The sequence below is a fragment of the Streptomyces boetiae genome (genome assembly GCF_031845405.1).
Lineage (GTDB): Bacteria > Actinomycetota > Actinomycetes > Streptomycetales > Streptomycetaceae > Streptomyces > Streptomyces boetiae.
Genome location: NZ_JAVREN010000021.1, coordinates 14,343 through 32,588 on the forward strand (window position 1 = coordinate 14,343; position 18,246 = coordinate 32,588).

An 18,246-nucleotide genomic window follows, 5' to 3' on the forward strand; every position below is an offset into this window, starting at 1 on the left:
CCATCTCGCTCCCGCGCACACGCCCCGGCTACACTCCCCGCATGACCGCCGACCGTCCCGACGAACCTCTTCGTGTCGTGGACCTGTTCAGCGGTTGCGGTGGCTTCACCGAGGGCTTCCGGTCGTTCCGCCCGCCCGGGGAGGAGGATCGCGAAGACCCCCTCTTCCAGTCCGTCTTCGCCGTGGAGAAAGACCCGGCTGCGGCGGCCACGTACGCGGCGAACTTCGCACCGGAGGGTGCCGACGATCACATGCTCGTCGGGGAGATCGAGCATTGGGTACCTCAGTCGCAGGATCTTCGTGCAGACGTCGTCATCGGCGGCCCGCCTTGCCAGGGCTTCTCCGGACTCGGCAAGGAGGACCCCGATGATCCCAAGAACAAACTGTGGCGCCACTACGTCGCGGTCGTCAAAGCTCTCGAACCCAAGGTTTTCGTCATCGAGAATGTCGACCGTTTTCTGAGTTCCCCGGAGTTTCGAGACCTCAAGAGAGAGGTCAGGACGGGGGGCGACCTCGCCAACTATCGCCTCCTCCCACCGCCCGATGCGCGCGACAACGACTCGGAACGGATCCGCGATCGCCGGTATCTCCTGAATGCCGCCAACTACGGCGTACCCCAGACGCGGCGACGAGCCATCGTCATCGGCGTGCGCAAGGACGTACCCGAACTGTCCGCGCTGCGGTATCCGGCAGCCACGCATCGGAAACCGATCCTGGGTGCATTGGACGACGGTGGCCGCACATGGCGAACCGTCGAGTCCGTCTTCCGCAGAACGAAAGGCATGGGCCTGCTCGAGGATCTTCCCGAGCGCCCCGAGGGCTATTGTCTGACGAGAGAATTGCACATCCGACGCAACCCGGAGAAGCTGTCCCTGGCCCGCTATAAAGCGATTCCTGCCGGGGGGAACCGTAAGGCTTTGACAGGCGTCTGGTACAGGGTGGACAGCAAAGGCAGGATCCGTCTGTCGACAGAGCCGGGATACAGGCTGCTCAAGGGTCCGGAAGTCTACCTTTCGACGGAGAGCTGGGACGGACACAGGACGGGCACCGGTGACGTGATGGGGCGTCTGCACATGGACCGTCCCGCCGTCACCATTCGCACGGAGTTCTACAAGCCGGAGAAAGGTCGGTACCTTCATCCGACGGAGGATCGCCCCATCACCCACTTCGAGGCCGCCCTGCTGCAAGGGTTCCCCGAAGACTTCAAATGGTGCGGCTCCAAGACGGAGATCGCCCGACAGATCGGCAACGCCGTCCCGATAGGGCTTGGTCGAGCGATCGCCGGCGCCATTTACGCTGCGCTGCGCGGTTGATCAGGCAGTCTTTTCCTTTCCGCGCACCGGGGCATCGGCGAACAGCTTTCCGAACTGCTCGACCAGGGACTCCACGGACGCAGCCGGGACGGGGCCGTCCTCGGGTCCCGCCGGCAGGGAGTCGCGGGAAACGGGCGGCGCCAATTCCGCTTCCTCGATCCAATGGCGAAGGGCGTCCACATCCGGGCCCTCGTCGGGCGCGGTGATCTCGAACATCAGCGTACTGCCCGCGGAATTCACCGCCGTGGCCAGGGCGTTGACCTCCCGACCGGTGCCGACGGCGCCGGTCTCCAGCAGGCGGATCACGGCGCGGGCCGTCGGCCGGTGGTCGATGACGTCGAGCCGCAGGACCGTGTTCAGCACGTCCTGGTTGCGGCAGGCCGCAACCGCCGGGCCGTAGTCCTCGCCGTCGCGGAAGAGTTCCGCGGCCCACCAAAGGCGAGCGAGAGCCTGGGTGTAGTGGATTCCGCGAAAGCGCGCCGCCGCGACCGTGGGAACCTCGTTCTTCTTGGTGGGCCTGGGAAGGTGTCGCCAGACGACGTAGTCCGGGGCCACCACGAGCGCCAGGAAGTTCCACAGAGCCGAATCCGCGGCCTCGGCGCGCGTCATGCGCAGGGTGGCGTGCAGGCGCGGGGCCAGCCAGGCGTCGGCCTGCGTGCGGCTCCCCTCGTCGAACCGCCGCATGGCGTCCTCGAAGAGGTCCCGCACGGGCGCCGTGCTCCAGCGGGTGCCCGCTTCCTCGATCGGCTCCGCGGATCGCATCAGGGCCACCAGCGGCGGGCGCTCCTGGCCGGTGAGCACGCCCCTCGTCAGGTACTTGGAAGCCAGGGCATCACGAAGGCGGTGCAGCCGCTCGGGCAGATCTTCCATGGCGCGGGTCACGTGGCCTCCCCCTGGGCGGAGCGGTCGAGGGTCCGTATCGCCGAGCCGAGGTGCTTGGCGACCCGGGCCCGGCGGGCGGCGGCGTACTGGATGCGCGGTTGGAGCTCGTTCCACCCGGTGCCCTCGGAGCGACGGGCGTGGATCTCCAGGAGGGCATCGGCCGGCGAGGACTCGGGGAGGACGTCCGGAAGCATGCCGCGCAGCACCGAGTCCCGCCAGCCGGACGGCCACTGCGGGGTGCCGTCCTCCTCCACCTCCAGGTCGCTGACGGCCGCGTGGAACATGGCGGTCCAGGCGTCGGCGGCGATCTGGGCAGCGAGCATGTCGCGCACGGCCTTCTCGGCCGGGCCGGCGGCCGCGTTGAGCAACTGCTCGATCCCGTCGAAGCCGGTGTTGAGATGCACGGTCGGCATGTCTCCCGAGGTCTCCACCAGCCAGGGGGCGTCCTTGAAGGGGTGCAGCCAGTCGGCCTCGGGGGACCGGAAGTCGATCTCGCTGATGTGGAGTTCGCGCTGCCGCACGGGCCGCTGGGCAGCCAGGTCGACGATCCAGTTCTCATCGGAGGCACCGATGATCCGCCCCGGCACGCCGTCCACCGTGGCGACCGCGCACACGGACAGCTCGGCGCGGCCGCGGTGGGCCGCACGCGACAGGGTGACGGTACCGGCCCAGTCGCCGTCACGGACGTGGCGCAGCCGGGTCACCGTCCGGGAGTTGGTGGCGCCCTCGGCCACGACGACCGCACACATCAGGTCCCGCCAGGGCGACGAGGCGGTCTCGGCCTGGGGAAGCCGCGCCTGCACCTCCAGGCGCGCCTCCTCCCATGCGCGACGCTCCACCTGATGCAGGGCGACGACGCGGTCCGGCAGCGAGATCATCTCCAGCGGCAGCCCACGTCCGTCCACGCGGGCCGCGACGACCGAGAAGGTCACCTCCCCGGCCAGCGTCGGATAGGGCATCAGCGTCCTCATGCGTCCGCCTCCCGGGTCCGCTGAAGGTCGATCACCAGCCGAGCCATGCGCGCGGCCACCGGATGGCTGTCCACGTCGGTGACCCCGCTGAACGAGGCGGAACGGGCACCGGGTTCGAACCGAAGGCGCCCGCCGTCCACGTGGCAGTTCTGCCCGGCGATCAACTCGGCCCAGCGCAGGGTGGGTCGACCGCCGGAGCGTACGTCGAACTTCGCGACCGGGGTCATCAGCCACGGATCGTCCCGGCGGGGCAGCTTGACCTCGACCCGCACCCGCCAGGCGCCGGACGCGTCGAGTTCCCCGACGACGTCGCGGATGGTGGGGTGGCCCTCCGGGCGCCGGCCGGCCGCGCCGGTCCCGGCGTCCAGGCGCAGGAGCTGCCGCAGGGCCTCCGGGCCCTCCCCGGTCCGTTCCTTCGGCCGGGAGACCAGCGCCCGGACGGCGGCGTACATGTCGCGTCGGAAGTCGAGGATGCGCTGCCGTGCCCCGGGGGCGTAGGCGGTGATCAGCTCCTCCGTCCTCGTCCAGTCGTCGTGCTCGGGTGGCTCCGCCGAGCGGAGGAACTCCTCGGCCAGCCGCGCGTCCTCCGTCTCGCTTCTCGTGGCGTAACCGGCCAACAGCACCGCCTGGAAGGGGTTGGTGCCCAGCGGCAGGTCGGGAACGCGGCGCGTCCTGATGGCCATGCGGTTGCCCCGCATGCAGACGAGTGTGTTGGGTCGGGCGTCGGAGTCGTCGGCGGGGGTGACCAGGAGAACGGCCGAGTGCTCCCGGTTGGGCGCCTTCTCGTCGCGCGGCGGCGGGACGGCGAGACGGACGCGGGCGAGGGCCACCTGGTCGGCGCCCGTGAGGCGCTCGACGGTCGTTCCCTCCAGGAAGGCGCGCAGGGCGCGGGTACGGGCCGGCTCGTGCGTGTGCGGATCGACGATCTCCTCCTGGAGAAGCACCTGGCCGTCCCGAAGCGTGGTGACGGAAGCCTCCAGGAGGGCGGGCGAGCTGCCGCCGCGGGTCATGGCGGCCCAGAAGTTCTGCGCCAGCGAACGGACGAGCTTCGCGTGCATCGCCTGCACGCTGCCCGTCTCGTCCTCCTCCCCCGCGCCTTCGCCGTCGCGAACGCCGACGTCGTGCGCCCCGACCACCAGGAAGGAGGTGCCGGGCGCCGGGTCGGTCCTGGTCAGGTGGAGTCGTTCGGTGATCTGCTCGTCGGCCCACCACGAACGCGAGACCTGGTGCCCCTCGTAGGCGGGCTCCGTGTCCTCCTCGCCCAGCCAGGCGGGGCCTGCGTACGCCTCGCCGCCCACCTCGCGCCAGGGAAGGTCGAGCCGGCCGACGAGGCGGCGCTCGGTGCGTCCTTCGTGGGGGGTGGAGAGGGTGCTGTTCATCAGGACGAGGCCGAGGCGGCTGGTCGCCCAGAGCGTCGCCTTGCCCAGCCCGTAGGAGCCGCCGGCCGCACGGCCCTTGCCGGTGGCCTTGTGGCTGTCCAACTGGCGCCGCACCACGGCGGCGAACCTGCCGTCGCCGTACTCGGGGCCGGTGAGGCCGGATGCGTTGTAGTCCTCGATCCGCAGGAGGATCAACGACTTCGCCTCCTCCACCTGCCGCAGCCCCTCCGCGACCGCCCGCCCGACCTTCTGCCGGTGGGCGGCCGCGGCCTCGTAGTGCGGCCTCAGGTCCTCCTCCCAGCGCAGGGCCGCGAGGAAGTCCTTCAAGCGGGCCCCCGTGAGCTCGTGCAGCACGTACCGGACGCGGACCGGCTCGCCGCCGGGCAGGCGCTCGTCGAGGCTGTTCTGCGTGGCCTCCCGGGCGAGGACGTCGAGGTCGGCGTCGAAGGCGAAGGCCGCCGCGTTGCCGAATTCGCGACCGCCATCACGATGGGCGAGCCGGTGACGCCACTCGACGGGCCGCTCGGACGGCGCGTCCACGGTGCGCAGGTGCACAGCCGCCTCGTCCACACCCAGGATCCGCGCGATCGCGCGCTTCTTGTCCTCCCGGGGCTCGGAGCGTTCCGTGATCCAGGCCGAGACCCCGGCTCGGGTCATGCCCAGCGCCTCGGCCAGCTCGTGCTGCGTCATCCCGCGCCGGCGCAGCTGGCGCGCCAGCCAGACGCCGAAGCTCTCGGCGCGGTCGTCGCTCTCGTCGTTCGGCTCCATGCCCCCTCCGTTTCCGGGAACGAGCATACAGCGCTTTTTGACATGATCAAGGTCGAGATACTTTCGGTTGCCCCGAAGCCGTGCTCTTTCCCCTATGCAACTACCGCCACAATGCCGGGCGGAGCAACTGCCCCTGGCGCTGAGTCCATTGGGGGTTGCGCGAGCGAGCCGCCCCCCGCTAGCGTCCTCACTCTCCGCACAGCAGTTCGTTTGGCGAGCAGGATGCGGCCAAGGGGTGAAGTGTGTCCACAGCCCGCCCCGGCCGCCCCGTCGCGCTGGCGAGGCGGAGACCGATCACGTTCCGCAACGACCGCGTTCTCCGTGAGCCCGGTCTCCCATCCCGGGTCCTGCCAACGGGTGTTCACGCCGGTTGTCAGTGCCCCGCCCTACCGTTCTCTCCCACGGACGCCTGCACCTGTCCGCCCGTCAGTTCCCTGCGCCCCACTCGCCTTTGGACCGGGAGTCACCCACAGCATGAACACCAGCGCCGCCTCGGAGGCCTCGGACGTCATCAGAACCGTCCTGGCCCAGTCCCGCCGGATCCTCGACGTCTATCGCGCCGATCCGGGCCATGTGCAGGAGCACGCCAACAACGAGCGCCGCATCACGCAGGGCGGGTACGGCGAGCGGCAGCTGTACGAGCTGGTGCAGAACGGGGCGGACGAGAATCAGGACGCCCCGGGCGGCGGGCGCATCCACGCGGTGCTCACCGAGGACACGCTGTACTGCGCGAACTCGGGCCACCCGGTGACCGCCGAAGGCGCGGACACCATTCTGCGGATGGCCGTCTCGCGGAAGCGCGGCGGCCAGATCGGTCGGTTCGGTGTCGGCGTCAAGTCCGTGCTCAGCGTGACCGACACCCCCCGCTTCTACAGCGCCTCCGGGAGCTTCGGCTTCGACAAGGCGTGGTCGGAAGCGCGCATCAGGGAGGTCGTCCCCGGGTTGTCGGAGCAGGACGAGACGCCGGTCCTGCGGATGGCCCAGCCCCTGGACACGGCGGCCGACCGCGCCCGGGACGGCGTGCTGGACGAGCTGATGGGCTGGGCCAGCACGGTGGTGGTGCTGCCGCTCCTCCCCGGAGCGCAGCTGCGCCTCGGCCGCGACCTGCGGGCGTTCCCGCGACACTTCCTGCTGTTCTCCTCGCACGTCGCCACCGTCGAGCTGGAGGATCGTCGGCAGGGGCACCGGCTGCGCCGGGTGCTCCGCCAGCAGACGGAGGGCACCGCCCACCGGGTGATCGAGGACAGCGGCGGGAGGGTCACCGACGACGAGCGGTGGCAGGTCTTCCACGTGGATCACGTGCCGTCCGCCGAGGCCAGGAAGACTGCGGGCGAGCTGCACGAACGCCCGGAGATCCGGCTCTCCTGGGCGGTGCCGGGGAAGGGCGTCAAGGCCCGGCGACAGCGGGGCAGCTTCTGGGCGTTCTTCCCGACCAACTACGACACGACCCTCACGGGCATCCTCAACGCTCCCTGGAAGACTCCCGAGGACCGGCAGAACCTCACCAAGAGCGACTTCAACTCCGAGCTCATCGAGGCCGCCGCCAAGTTGGTCGTCGACTCGATCCCCCGACTGGTGGAGAAGGACGACCCCGCCTCGTACCTCAACCTGCTCACCGCCCGGGGGCGCGAGGCCTCCCAGTGGGGCGACGCGATGATCAGCGAGAAGCTCATCAAGGCGGCGTCCGAGGCTCCCTCGCTCCCGGATCAGCTCGGCGCCGTGCGCCCCCCGCGGGAGCTGCGGTTGCACCCCGACGATCTGCGGCAGCACTGGCTCGACCTCTGGGCCTCCTACGCGGGCCGCCCGACCCACTGGTGCCACCACTCCGTCGAGCAGCGCGAACGGCGCGCCCGCGTCCGGGACTTCATGGCGGCGGCCGGCGTGGCCACCTCCTCCGTCACCGAGTGGCTGGAGGCCCTTACGGCGGATCGGCAGCCCGCGTCCTCCGCCCTGGCGCTGCGCATCGCCGCCGACATGGAGCAGGTGGGGTCGGGCCACGCCACCGAGGCGGTCGGGGCACGGATACTGCTCACGGAGGAGGGCGACCTGGTGCGTCCGGCACGGGGCCGGATCTATCGACGCAGCGCCGTCGGGGGCGAGGGGTTGCGGGACGACCTCACGTACGTGCACCCGGACATCGCGAACGACGCGGACGCCCGGCGCGCCCTCGACGCGCTCGGCATCCCGGAGGCCGACGCGGAGGGCCGGTTCAGGGCGGTGCTCGATCTCGGCCTCGATCGGTACGGTGCCAAGGAGTGGGAGAAGTTCTGGACGCTGCTGCGACGCGCCGGCGCCGGACGGGCCGTCGTGGCGATCCGCGAGAAGTACGCCGAGCCCGAGCGCTCGATCAAGGTGAAGGCGGCGGACGGCGTCTTCCGGCCCATCCGCGACCTGTTCCTCGCCGGTCCGGTCATCCCGCCGGACGGCGGGCGGGACGCGGCCTTGCTGGTCGACCCCGAGTTCCATGGCACGGACGGGCCCGCGCTCCGCGACCTCGGCGCCGTCGATCGCCCCGTCACGAACCGTGACCCGCGGACGGACGAGTGGTTCCAGACCTACCTGGACCGGGTCTACAGGTCCTACGTCAAGGGTCTGCCGGACACCGCGCGCCGGCCCAGCCCCAAGACGCTGCACGTGGAAGGCCCGAACCCGGCCGGCCCCCTGCACCTGCTTTCCGAGCTCTCGCCAGAGGGGCGCGCCGCCTTCGTCCAGCACTTGCCCAAGCACGGCCTGGTGCAGAAGTGGACGCTGCAGGTGGGTTCCAACCAGAACACGCAGCGGCCGGTCCCCTCCCCGATCGTGTGGCTGCTGCGGCTTGAGAGCCTGCTTCCCACCTCCCTGGGCGCGCGCAAGCCGAACGCCTGCGTGGCGCCGGGGTGCGGCTTCGACAAGAGCCTGCTCCCCGTGGCGGACGTCGCCCCCGAGACCGCCCGGGCGCTGCGCCTGGTCGACGAGCCGGAGGCGGTGCCCGAGTCGCTGTGGACCGAGTTGATCGGCCGGGTCCTGGCGAGCGAGGACGCGGAGTTCGTGGGCCGCGCCTACGCGCTGCTGACCAGCGTGGAGGCCGATCGCGTTCCGTGGCCCGGGGACACGTTCACGCGGTGCCAGGTGGGCGAGGAGTGGACCACCCGCCCCGACGAGGAGATCGCGGTCACCGCGGACCCGGAGCAGTACCGCATCCTGCAGCGGGAGCGCGTGCCGGCGATGCTGGTGCCGACCGAGGAGGACGCGGCCCGGATGATCGCGGAGTGGCCGCTGGAGGCTCCGTCGACCTTCCTGGTGGAGGAGCTCACCAAGGTGGAGCTGGGCAGCCCGACGCAGCTGACGGACCTCTATCCGCGTCTGCGCCAGCGCCTGCCGCGGGGCACCAACTGGCTGCTGTCCCACTGTTCGAGCCTTGCGCGCGTGGTGCGCGGACCCGAGGGCCGGCGGGAGAAGGCGCTCACGGAGGCTCGGGAGGGCGAAACGGTGCTGCTGTGCGGGCCGGACGGCGAGCTGGACGTGCTGCTCGCGGTGGACCGGGTGCTGGAGCTGGGCCTGGGCGAGTCCGGCTGCCGGGCCCTCCTCCAGCAGCAGGAGAAGGATCGGGAGGATCGGCGCCTGCTGCAGATCCGGCAGGAGCCGGACCCGGCGCGGAAGCTGCTGCTGGCACTGGGCGCCGAGCGGCTCCGGGAGGAGCTGCCCCCCGGTCTCCTTCTCGCCGACGAGGAGTTGAACGGCGAGAAGCCCGGCGATCTGCGCGTGGCGCAGCTGGTCATCGCCACCCACGGCGAGGAGGTCCTGCGCCGGCTCGCGAAGGCGCTGGTCGAGGCGGGGTTCGACGCGCCCCAGCAGTGGGCCGGCGGCCATCGCGCCCGCACTTTCGTGGAGGACTTCGGATTCCCGCCCGAGTGGGCCGGGGACCAGGAGACCAGCCGACCGCCTGCGCCGTTCGAGACGGTGCCCGGCCCCCGCAAGCCCCGACCGTTGCACAAGTACCAGATGCGCCTGGTGGCGAACATGTACCAGCACCTGGTGCAGAGCGACGAGAAACGGGCCATGCTCCAGATCCCCACGGGCGCCGGCAAGACGCGCATCGCCGTGGAGGCCGCCGTCCAGGCGATCGCCGACGGTGTCGTCAAGGGCCCCGTGCTGTGGATCGCCCAGAGCGCCGAGCTGTGCGAACAGGCCATCGAGACGTGGAAGTTCGTCTGGTCCCAGGACGGCCCGGACCAGAGCCTGCGGATCAGCCGCATGTGGGGCGGAATGGCCGCGGAGCCCGCTCCGGACGGCCCTCAGGTGGTCGTGGCGATCGACGACACCCTCTCCCTGCACCTGGGCACCGAGCCGTACGCGTGGCTCCGCGAAGCGTATCTCGTCATCGTGGACGAGGCACACTTCGCCGTCCCGCGGACCTACACCAAGATCCTCGACGCTATGGGCATCACCCAGCACAGGACCGACCGCCACCTCATCGGTCTCACGGCGACGGCCTTCCGCGCAGGCAGCGAGGAGGAGACGCGCCGGCTCGCGGTCCGCTTCGGGCAGAAGAGGCTGGACCGCGACGTCTTCGAGGGCCAGGACCCGTACACCTACCTGCAGAAGCTGGGCGTGCTGGCGCAGGTGGAGCAGCGGGTCCTCCAGGGCGGCGACTTCGAACTCACATCGGAGCAGATCGAGCAGGTCGCGCAGAGCAACAGCATGACGCTTCCCGCCGCGGTGATCAGGCATCTCGCCGAGGACGTCGACCGCACCAAGCGCATCGTGGAGGAGATCGAGCGGCTGCCGCAGCACTGGCCGGTGCTGGTCTTCGCCACCTCGGTGGAGCACGCCCAGGTGCTGGCCGCGCTGCTGCACGAGAGCGGCATCAAGGCCGCCTCCGTGGACGCCAAGACACCGACGGGCGTGCGCAATCGCCGGATCGAGGCGTTCCGCCGGGGGAAGATCCAGGTGCTCACCAACTACAACGTCCTCACCCAGGGCTTCGACGCCCCGGCGGTCCGCGCGGTGGTCGTGGCCCGCCCGACCTACAGCCCCAACACCTACATCCAGATGATCGGGCGCGGGCTGCGCGGGCCGCTGAACGGCGGCAAGGACAGCTGTCTGATCCTCAACGTCTCGGACAACATCAAGCACTTCGGCCGCCGGCTCGCCTACACCGAGCTGGAGTACCTCTGGGAGAGGACGTCATGACCCCCGGTCCCTTCGAGGGCGACCCGCCGCTGCTGCCCGAGCAGCGGACGGTCGTGGAGCAGCCCGTCGAGGCCAAACTGCTGGTCACCGCGGGAGCGGGGGCGGGCAAGACCCACACGCTGATCCGCCGTCTGGAGGCGCTGGTGGCCGAGGAGGGGGTGGCCACCGGGGACATCCTGGTGCTCACCTTCTCCCGCGCCGCGGTGCGGGAGCTGCGGGAGCGGCTCTCCCGACAGGCCGGGCGCTCCCGGCACGTGCGGGTGACCACCTTCGACGCCTGGGCCCTGGAGCTGCTGAACGAGTCGGGCGGCGACGGCCCCCTCCCGGGCTCTCTCTCCTTCGACAAGCGCATCCGGGAGGCGAGCCGGGTCATCGCCGACGCCGACCGCGCCCCCGCTTGGCTGGACGAGGTCCAGCACGTGGTGATCGACGAGGTTCAGGATCTGGTCGGCGACCGGCGGGAGATGATCGAGGTCTTGCTGGAGTCCTACGACTGCGGCTTCACCATCGTCGGTGACCCCGCCCAGGCCATCTACGGCTACCAGGTCACCACGCCCGAGGAGCGGGCGATCGAGACGAACCGCTTCTTCGACTGGCTGCGCAACTACTTCCGCGACGAGCTGATCGAGCTGTCCCTCACGCGCAACTTCCGCGCCCGCACCGAGGAGGCCCGTACGGCGCTGTTCCTGGAGGCGGCTTTGAGGAACTGCGTGACGCTGCCGGACGCCCGGAGCGCCCACGAGCGGCTGCGGATCGAACTGGCCGCCCGGATGGACTTCGGCGACATCACCGTGCCGTTCATCCGCGACTCGTTGCGCGACACCACCGCGAGCACGGCCGTGCTGTGCCGGACCAACGCCGAGGCCCTGCTCGTCTCCGGCTGGCTGCACGGCGCGGACGTTCCCCACCAGCTGCGACGGCCGGCACAGGATCGGGCCGTGCCCTCCTGGGTCGCCGACGTGCTGCTGGCCGACCCGGGCGCGCTCTCGATGACGAGACAGCGCTTCGATGCGCTGGCCCCCACCCTTCTCCCCGGGGCCGTCGTCGGGAAGACGGATACCGAACGCCTGTGGCGGCTGTTGCTGGTGGCCTCCCGGGACCGCGGCGGGCAGGCGCTCGACCTCTCCCGGCTGCGCGACGCGGTCCGCTCCCGGCGCCTGCCCGACGAGTTGACGGCCCAGCCCCCGCATCCGCTGGTCGTCTCCACCTTCCACCGGGCCAAGGGGCTGGAGTTCGACCGCGTCCTCGTGGTGGACCCCGGTCCCTTCGAGCCCGGCACAGACGACCTTCCGGCGGACGTCGCCGACGGCGCGCGGGCCTTGTACGTGGCGATGACCCGGCCGCGCGACGAGTTGTACCGGCTGACCCCGCCGCCCGACGCGAGGCCCGAACGGAACGGCTTCCGATGGGTGCGAAGGGACCGACGCACGAACCGTTGGGCCCGGTTCGGCTACCGGCACTGGGAGCGGCGGGGGCTGGAGATCCTCGCCGGCGATCTCCACGCCCACCACCCGGCCGGCGCGCACCACGTCACCGGGGACTGCCTCGCGTTGCAGAAGTACCTGCGCGAGGCCACGCGGGCGGGCGACCCCGTGGAGTTCGAGCGCATCGACGGGATCGCGGAGGACCACGAGACCCGGCTGGCCCCCGGCTATGCGCTGCGCCACGGCGACCGGGTCATCGGCGTAGCCTCCGAGCAGTTCCGCCATGACCTCTATCGCCACCTGCAGCAGTCCCACACCTACCGCCCGCGCAATTGGCCCCGCCGCGTCACCGACCTCCGCGTCGACATCGTGGAGGCGGTCGCCGGCGAGCCCGCCGTGGCTTTGCACGCCGGCCTTCCGGACCTCGGGGTGTGGCTCGTGCCGCGACCGACCGGACTCGGCCGCTTCCACTACGACCGCACCGACGAGGACTGAGAAGCGAGGAACGCCCCATGTCCGATCACAAGGAGCACTACCGCTTCCGGTCCGAGCTGGTGGACCGCCTCAAGGCCGATCTCCTCGGCCCCACCGGGGCGCGTGCCGACTCGACCGAGCTGCTGAGCGACTGGCCGGTGACCACCTACGCGACGGGAGTTCTCTTCCCCCGCACGAAGGACGAAGCACTCGCCCGGGAGGAGGCCGAGGAGAACGACTTCGACGACGCCGACTCGACCCTGGCCGTTGACGAGACGCCCGACCTCGGCATCACCCTCGCCAACGTCAGCCGCCCCTCGGCCACCGGCATCACCTTTGCCGTCGACCCGTCGCGCGGCCGAACTATCCGGGTCACCGCGACGGCGGCCGTCTACGACCCCGTGGACGAGAACGGCCTCCCCACCGTGCCCAAGCGGGCCGAGCGCCGCAGCACCGTGGCGCAGAACCTGCGTTGGCGACGCCGCCCGCTGGAGCTGAAGCTCACGGAGGTGGATCTTTCCGCGCCTCCCGAAAGGCCGGTGGAGCTGGCCCCGGGCCTCGAACTGCGCCTGCGGGTGCGCCGCCCCAGCGGCCCGCGGGACACGGTCGCCGTGACGGCCACGCTGGTCAACACCCAGGTCGTGGACCGGCGGGAGATTCGGGACACGCACTGCTTCTTCCAGGTCGGCCTGCGCATCGACGTACCCGACGGGCGCCCCGCCCTGGTCGAACGTCCGGCGGAGGGCGGCGCGGACGACGAGGTCCGGCTGAACCAGCTTCTGCACCGCCACGCACCCTCCTTCGCCACCGGGCACGGCTGCGCGGCCGACTGGGATTGGCAGCCGCCCCTCCCCGGCGAGGCGTACGCTCCGGCCGAACCGGTGGCAGTGTCCGCCGTGTGGACGGAGTTCGTTCCCGCCTACGAGGTGCTGCTCACTGACTCCAACCCCGAGATCGACGTGAGCCGCCTCGGCATGCAGCACCTGGGCACCGGGACGACCGCGGCGGTCACGGCTTCGCTGCGCGACCTGGTGGACGCCTACGGTCGCTGGATCGAGGCCCGGGGCGCCGACCTCGCGGCGCTGCGCGGCGGGCCGTACGGCGACACCGAGTACCTGCGGCTGGCTCGTGAGCAGTTGGACCACTGCAACGCCGCCCGCCGACGCATGGCGGCCGGCATCCGGCTTCTGGAGGACGACCCGCGAGTCCTGGAGGCCTTTCGCAGGGCGAACCAGGCGATGGCCCTGCAACACGGCCGCGGCCGGTGGATCGCCGACGGCCGCCCGGGCGAGCCGACGCCCCAGGGCACGTGGCGGCCGTTCCAGATCGGGTTCCTGCTCCTGTGCCTCAACGGCATCGTCGACCCGGACCACGAGGACCGCGGCGTGGTGGACCTGCTGTGGTTCCCGACCGGCGGTGGCAAGACGGAGGCCTACCTCGGCCTGATCGCCTTCACCGCCTTCCACCGCCGGTTGCTGCACGGCCGGGCCGGGGCGGGCGTGACCGTCCTGATGCGGTACACCCTCCGCCTGCTCACCCTCCAGCAGTTCGAGCGCGCCGCCCGCCTGATCTGCGCCATGGACCGCATCCGTGCCGAGGACCCCGAGCGCTACGGGAACGAGCCGATGTCCATCGGCATGTGGGTCGGCAGCGCGGCCACGCCCAACACCCTCAAGGAGGCGGCCGAGTCCCTGCGAGAACTCAAGGCCGGCGCCACCCTCCAGAAGCGCAACCCCGTGCAGCTCGGCCAGTGCCCCTGGTGCGGCACGGCCCTGCGGACCCGGCAGGACTACGCGGTGGACATTAACCAGGGCCGGATGTCCATCACCTGCCCGGACGCGAGCTGCGCCTACCACGGCGGCCTGCCCGTCCACGTCGTGGACTCGGAGCTGTACCGGGTCCGCCCCACGCTCGTCATCGCCACCGCCGACAAGTTCGCCCGCGTGGCCTGGCGGGAGGATGTCGCCGCGCTGTTCAACCGGGACACCGGGGTGCACGGCACCCCGCCGCCCGAGCTGATCGTCCAGGACGAGCTGCACCTCATCTCCGGACCCCTGGGCACGCTCGCCGGTCTGTACGAGGGTGCGGTGGACATCGCGGCCGACCGTCCGAAGGTCATCGCCTCCACCGCCACCATCCGCCGCGCCAGGCAGCAGGGCAACGTCCTCTTCCATCGCGAGGTGGCCCAGTTCCCGCCCGCGGCCCTGGACGCCCGCGACTCGTGGTTCGCCGTGCAGGCGCCCGCCGACCGGAAGGCCTCGCGCCAGTACGTCGGCCTGCTCGCTCCGGGCATCTCCCAGGCCACCCTGCTGATCCGTGCCTACGCCTCCCTGCTGCACCACGCGCGGGCGATCGACGCCGGCCAGGATGTGCGCGACGCCTACTGGACCCTGGTGGGGTACTTCAACAGCCTGCGCCTGCTCGCCGCGGCCGAGTTGCAGGTCCACGCCGACGTCAACGAACGGCTCAAGACGCTGGCCGTCCGCGACGGCTTCGAGGACGACGCCAGGCAGGTCGTCCCCACGGAGCTGACCAGCCGCGTTCCTTCCAGCGAGATCCCCGCCCGCCTGCGCGCGTTGGCCCGGGACCTGGCCTCCGGGGCGGCGGCCGACGTCGTGCTCGCGACCAACATGATCTCCGTCGGCGTCGACATCGACCGCCTCGGCCTGATGGCCGTCCTGGGGCAGCCGCAGACCACGGCGGAGTACATCCAGGCCACCAGCCGCGTCGGACGCAGCCACCCCGGGTTGGTCGTCACTCTCTTCAACGGCGCCCGGTCGCGGGACCTTTCCCACTACGAGGACTTCGTGACGTACCACTCGGCGCTCTACAAGCAGGTCGAGTCGACCAGCGTCACTCCCTACTCGGCGCGCGCACGGGACCGTGCCCTGCACGCCGTCTTCGTCGGCCTGGCCCGGCTGCTGTTGCCGGCCGCCCGGCCCAACGTCGCGGCGGCCGAGGTCAGAAATTTCGCACCCGAGCTGCAGGACCTGCGCCGGCGGCTGGTGGCGCGGGTCCGCGCGGTGGCGGAGGAGGAGGCGGACGCGACGGACGCGGAGTTGGGCGCCTTCATCGACCGCTGGATTCTCCTCGCCGACGACAACGATCGCCTGCTGTACGAGGCGCCCTGGACCCCCGGTCCGCGCCGGGAGCGCCATGCGGACACCGCCCTGCTCCGCACCCATGCCGATCACGACCTCGAGGAGGCGAGGGCCACCCTGTGGAGCCTTCGCGATGTCGACGTCGAATCCCCCCTGTTCCTGGAGTACTGAGAGATGGCACGTCGATTCCCCGCGGGCACCAACACCACCGCCACCGCGCCCCGGCGCGAAAGCGCCGGCCGCAAGGCCCTGGGCTCCGTGCGTCGGGCCCAGCAGATCACGACCTACGGCGTCGGCGCGATGATCGCAATCGGCGACCAGTCGTTCATCGTCAGCGGCCTGGACTCCTGGGACGTCTCGGAGGCGGACACGCTGCACGAGCCGCGCCTCGAAGGGCCGCTGGGCGTGGACCACTTCTGCCTCCCGCCGGCCGGTGAGGCGGACTCCGGCCGCGGCGTCAAGGTGCGCCGCTTCCCGGAGACCTACTCCTGCCCGAGCTGCGAAGCTTTGAGGCGTCTCCGCGACTTCGGCAACGGCCGCAACGACAACTCCTGCGGCGACTGCGGTTCCAAGCTGACGCCCTCCCGCTTCGTCGTGGCCTGCGACGGCGGCCACCTGGCCGAGTTCCCCTATTGGGACTGGCTTCACCGCCGCCGTGACGAGGAGCGTCGGGCGCAGCACTCCTGCGACCGGCGACGGGCCCGGCTTTCCCTTCGCAGCGAGGGCCGCACGGCGAGTCTCCAGGGGATCGTCGTCGCCTGCGACTGCGGGGAGAGCGGGTCGCTGGAGGGCGCCTTCGGTCGCGACGCGATGGCCTCCCTCCGGATCGGCTGCCTCGGCCTCCGGCCCTGGCTGGGGCGCGACGGCCGAGAGGACGGCTGCGACCGGCCCCTGCGGGTGCTGCAACGTGGTTCCTCCGCGGCGTGGTTCCCGGCCGTGGCCTCGGCGTTGTCGATTCCGCCGTGGCACCGGCGGCTGACGCAGCTCGTGGAACGGCAGCGCCGGCACTTGCTCGGCAAGACGGACGCGCGCATCCGGGAGTTCGCCCACGACGAGGGCTGGCTGGCCCCGGGACGCTACAGCGCCGAGGAAGTCATCGAGGCCGTACGCACGTTGGAGGGCGTCGCCGCCGATGCCGAGCGGGACCCCGACGACATCGACGCCTTCGCCCCCGGAAGCAGGCTGCGGCGCGAGGAATACCGGCAGCTGTGCGCCGAGACGCCGGAGCTGCCGGAGAACGAGCACTTCGTGTGCGTCCCTCCCGCGAGCACCGAGAAGGTGTCCGTCCCTGGCATCGAGCGGACCATGCTCGTCAAGCGGCTTCGGGAGGTGCGAGCGCTGCGCGGCTTCACGCGGATCGAGCCGCCGGCCGACTCGGAGGCCGGTCGCCGCCGTCGGGCGCGGCTCGCCCTCGGCCCGGACGTCGACTGGCTCCCGGCCATCGAGGTCATCGGCGAGGGCGTCTTCCTCACCCTCGACCCCGAGCGACTCGGCCGCTGGGAATCCCGGCGGGGGCCCAGCTCGCCGCACGCGCGGGCCGAGGCGGTGCGGCACAACCACGAGCGAGCCCTCCGCAGCCGGGCCGAGGACCCGCTGACCGTTGCGCCGTCGCCCGTGACCAGCCGGCTCCTGCTCCTGCACACCTTCGCCCACGCCCTCATCACCGAGTGGAGCCTGGACTGCGGCTACCCGGCCTCGGCTCTTCGGGAGCGTCTGTACGTCGACGACGACATGGCGGGCGTGCTCCTCTACACCGCGACCAGCGACTCGGCCGGCAGCCTCGGCGGCATCGTCGCTCAGGGGGAGCCCGCCGCCCTGGCCGCGTCCCTCCGCTCGGCACTGGCCCGCGTCTCCTGGTGCTCCGCCGACCCCCTGTGCATGGAGGCCGATGCGAGCGGCGTCGACAGCCTCAACCTGGCGGCGTGCCACGCCTGCGTCCTCTTCCCGGAGACGAGTTGCGAGCTGAACAACACCTTCCTGGACCGCGCTCTGCTGATCGGCACCCCGGATGGGGAGGTACCCGGCTTCTTCTCCGCCTGACACGTCAATCGGCTCCCGGGACGTGTCGGCGCGTGGCATAGAACACGCTCGTCCGCTGAAGCGTCAGCGTCTCCCCCGAGGCGAAACGCACGCGCTTGGCACCCTGGGGCAAGGCGACGAGGTCCGTCACCGTGAGGGACTGTCCTCCCACGAGCAGTTGATCGCCCAGGCGGATCGTCGTCGCGTCGACCGTGACGGGGACGTGGACGTGGACGCCGGCCGTGGTCATCGGGCCTCCTCCTGGCGACGGCGCCACCGGCGCCGATAGTCGTGGCACCAGCAGTCGCACGCCTGGTAGATCACCGGGATGTCCGGCGGCGACGGGGGCGCCTCCGCCTTCGTGCAGACGAGGTGGTGGTCCATGTGGCACTCCGGCGAGCGGAAGCACTCGATGGGCCGCGGACGTTCCGAGGTGGCCACGGCCAGGGCGTCGTGGAGCGGCCTGGGCTCGGAGAGGCAGGTGCCACGCGGCGGGACCCGCCAGCGGGTCGCCGGCCCCTGAGTCCAGGCGGCCGGCGGCACGGCGAGCTGGTCGCCGCGGACGAGGATGCGGACGCCCGCGAGTCGCCAGGTGTCCGCGGCGCCCACGGCCACCAGCCAGCACAGGGTGCCCTTGGCCTGATCCTCGATCACCGGCCCCGCGGCGTTCCCGAGCAGGCGGAGGGCACACAGGCCGTCCGGCGTGGCCACGCGCACCGCGTGGAACCATCTGCCGCAGGGCA

At 71.4% G+C, this 18,246-nt stretch carries 10 protein-coding genes; 5 read left to right on the forward strand and 5 right to left on the reverse strand.

Annotated features, from left to right (window positions below; genetic code table 11):
• Positions 1 to 41: 41 nt before the first annotated feature.
• Positions 42 to 1,313 carry a DNA cytosine methyltransferase gene (locus tag RM780_RS15545; RefSeq protein WP_311631312.1) on the forward strand — a complete coding sequence of 424 codons (1,272 nt, stop codon included), beginning with the start codon at positions 42 to 44 and terminating at the stop codon, positions 1,311 to 1,313.
• Here RM780_RS15545 and RM780_RS15550 read toward each other — a convergent pair whose 3' ends face one another.
• The 3 genes from RM780_RS15550 to RM780_RS15560 are packed head-to-tail and all read right to left on the reverse strand — an operon-like array spanning position 1,314 to position 5,313.
• Complete coding sequence (locus RM780_RS15550; protein WP_311631313.1) at positions 1,314 to 2,195, reverse strand: DUF6339 family protein; 882 nt, start codon at positions 2,193 to 2,195, stop codon at positions 1,314 to 1,316.
• Positions 2,192 to 3,166, reverse strand: a complete 975-nt coding sequence (locus RM780_RS15555; RefSeq protein ID WP_311631314.1) for a hypothetical protein — start codon at positions 3,164 to 3,166, stop codon at positions 2,192 to 2,194. Before RM780_RS15555 ends, RM780_RS15550 begins: the two co-directional genes overlap by 4 nt.
• The gene (locus tag RM780_RS15560; protein WP_311631315.1) at positions 3,163 to 5,313 is read right to left on the reverse strand and encodes a helix-turn-helix domain-containing protein; all 2,151 of its coding nucleotides are present in this window, start codon (positions 5,311 to 5,313) and stop codon (positions 3,163 to 3,165) included. Before RM780_RS15560 ends, RM780_RS15555 begins: the two co-directional genes overlap by 4 nt.
• Positions 5,314 to 5,787: 474 nt before the next feature.
• On the opposite strand from RM780_RS15560, the gene RM780_RS15565 reads away from it, so the two are divergent.
• The 4 genes from RM780_RS15565 to RM780_RS15580 are packed head-to-tail and all read left to right on the forward strand — an operon-like array spanning position 5,788 to position 17,524.
• Positions 5,788 to 10,485, forward strand: a complete 4,698-nt coding sequence (locus RM780_RS15565) for a DEAD/DEAH box helicase (RefSeq protein WP_311631316.1) — start codon at positions 5,788 to 5,790, stop codon at positions 10,483 to 10,485.
• Positions 10,482 to 12,404, forward strand: coding sequence for a UvrD-helicase domain-containing protein (locus RM780_RS15570; RefSeq protein ID WP_311631317.1), 1,923 nt, complete (start codon positions 10,482 to 10,484; stop codon positions 12,402 to 12,404). The genes RM780_RS15565 and RM780_RS15570 overlap by 4 nt, the downstream gene beginning before the upstream one ends.
• 17 nt (positions 12,405 to 12,421) lie before the next feature.
• The gene (locus tag RM780_RS15575) at positions 12,422 to 15,655 is read left to right on the forward strand and encodes a helicase-related protein (protein ID WP_311631318.1); all 3,234 of its coding nucleotides are present in this window, start codon (positions 12,422 to 12,424) and stop codon (positions 15,653 to 15,655) included.
• 3 nt (positions 15,656 to 15,658) lie between these two features.
• Positions 15,659 to 17,524, forward strand: a complete 1,866-nt coding sequence (locus RM780_RS15580) for a DUF1998 domain-containing protein (RefSeq protein ID WP_311631319.1) — start codon at positions 15,659 to 15,661, stop codon at positions 17,522 to 17,524.
• A 4-nt stretch (positions 17,525 to 17,528) separates the two neighbouring features.
• Here the strand turns inward: RM780_RS15580 and RM780_RS15585 are convergent, their stop codons facing one another.
• Entirely contained in the window at positions 17,529 to 17,753 is a 225-nt protein-coding gene (locus tag RM780_RS15585) for a hypothetical protein (protein ID WP_311631320.1), read from the reverse strand.
• Entirely contained in the window at positions 17,750 to 18,220 is a 471-nt protein-coding gene (locus RM780_RS15590; RefSeq protein WP_311631321.1) for a hypothetical protein, read from the reverse strand. The genes RM780_RS15585 and RM780_RS15590 overlap by 4 nt, the downstream gene beginning before the upstream one ends.
• Positions 18,221 to 18,246: the final 26 nt, after the last annotated feature.